Source organism: Moorena sp. SIO4A1, assembly GCF_010672065.1.
In the GTDB taxonomy this organism is placed as follows: Bacteria; Cyanobacteriota; Cyanobacteriia; order Cyanobacteriales; family Coleofasciculaceae; genus Moorena.
This window is the reverse complement of sequence record NZ_JAAHHX010000400.1, coordinates 1-1960: the sequence shown is the minus strand read 5'-3', so window position 1 is coordinate 1960 and position 1960 is coordinate 1. Positions and strand designations below refer to the sequence as shown.

The following is a 1960-nucleotide window of genomic DNA, read 5'->3' as shown; positions in this document are numbered from 1 at the left end:
CTGGTTGACCACAGAGTCGTAATTCCAAGGTGAGTCTGTCGAGTAAACTATATGTCTGCGGAAGGCGGATATCTGCCTGTGGACGCTGAGTAAGACCGTATTGCAGCTTGCTGTTTGAGGCATCGGGGACGCGCGCGGGAAGCCCGAAAGACGAATAAAACCGTCCCTGAGTTGACCTGAGAATTGGAAGCCCCAACCTCAGCGAAGCAGGTTGGGGTACTTCACATTACTTCCGCTCAAAGGAGGCAATCAAAGGGTTCTCAGAACATAAGTATTGATTGATTGCTGACAAAGCTTGAGGTTGATGGGAAACATGAGCATCAATGAATAAACCAATTGTTTCTGCTAGCAAATTCCGTAGTAGGTCTTCCGGTTGAGATGCTGGATAGTCTAGGAAAGGTCTACCAGTAGTGGAATCAAATGGATAAGCAATAGAGAAATGATTGGCTCCCTCTAGAAGTAGCAGATAACTATCGTCTCTGCCTGCTGAGATCGCTTCCCTAAAAGTGCGTAACACTGGAGTGGTTGCTTGTTCCCAAGTCACTCCATAGCGATGGCTGCTGTTGGCAATAACTCCATCACAGGTTCCTCCAATCAGCATTAATGGTAAAGCATCAGGTAAAGGCAAGATTGTGCCCGATGGATATCCTAGTTGCTTCCCTCCTGCTGTATGTGCACCATAGGCAAAAGAAGCCACAATTTGTGGAAAGAAGCGTGGATTTGCACTTTCAATTGCAACTCTGCCCCCAGCGGAGTGTCCTCCTAGAATGATCTGTTTTAAATCAAGCAGGCCAGCTAGAACTCCGTTAAGTTGTAATTCCTCTAATGCTACCAATAGGCTTGGTAAAGCAGAGGCTGTTGGAGCTGAACCATAGGTGTTTGGATTCAACATTGCGATGTCAACACCTGGAGTCAGACCTACTATACCAGGTAAGTTTTGGGCAACCCAGGAGAAAGTGACAACCACAAGCCCACGTTCTGCCAACTTAATAGCAAGCCACTGATATACTTCAGGACTACAGTTTATGCCATTAAAGAAAATGACGACTTTGAAGGGAGACTGCTGAGGATCAGCAGGAACAATACCCATATTTTGTTCCTGATCGCTGCCTGACATCAGGGCTGGATAGAAAACTTTCAAATGAATGGTGTCATATGGAGAGGAAGCATCTTCTACTTTGGTAGACTGAAAAATTGCTCGAATAACCATACCACAAACACTTATTTATTCAGATTTTAATCAGCTTATCAATTACAGTGAGCTTTGAAGCACACCCATAGATGGAAGGCTAACGGCATTGAGGCTAGCGGCGCGAGACCCACTCTGGGAAAAGCCAATCCTTTCGCCTTCGGGTCCGTTTCAGTCAATGGTGTGGGATTCGTTGATCCTCAATGAGTCGTTCTGACTCAGAAATGGCAAAGTCTCCAACAGCTGACTTCTGAATAGCGGTGAGGGTAGTCTGTTATGTTTTTGGTCTTCTCCCCTGGTGCTGGGGTGACAGAATTACTGCTACAGTAGAGAATCCACTGCCCAGAGCATCCGCTGTGATCAATGGTTAGGAAACCGAGCAACCTCAAGAAATCCAGCACTTCTGTGCTTAGCAAACTAACCGTGAATTAATGATGCGTTACGCTATCACTAACGCATCCTACAAGATCGAATGATCGTACTAGCTTTATGAAAAATGGGGAAAATGGGAAAGGAATCACCTCACGCTGGTATCCCGAAACCCTGAAAAAGCGTATACTTTCCATTGATAAAATCCGGACAAAAATTCAATTTATTGCCGGGGATGGGTTTGAGGTTTGTGAGCAAAATTATCACCGCAACGATGCTATTTATTTTATTGATCCACCTTATTTAAAAGCTGGGCGCAGGCTCTATCGATATTCAGCAGTTGATCATGAAGCTGTATTTCAACTTGCTAGCCATTTGGAAGGCGATTTTTTGAATATCGGT

At 45.1% G+C, this 1960-nt stretch carries 1 protein-coding gene and 1 pseudogene; one reads left to right on the top strand and one right to left on the bottom strand.

Annotation, left to right across the window (positions count from 1 at the left end; all coding sequences use genetic code 11):
- Window positions 1-226: 226 nt before the first annotated feature.
- The gene (locus F6K53_RS38715; RefSeq protein WP_293066960.1) at window positions 227-1210 is read right to left on the bottom strand and encodes a dienelactone hydrolase; all 984 of its coding nucleotides are present in this window, start codon (window positions 1208-1210) and stop codon (window positions 227-229) included.
- Window positions 1211-1678: 468 nt separating this feature from the next.
- Between F6K53_RS38715 and F6K53_RS38710 the strand changes: the two are divergent.
- A pseudogene (locus F6K53_RS38710) lies at window positions 1679-1960 on the top strand (DNA adenine methylase); the annotation flags it as partial.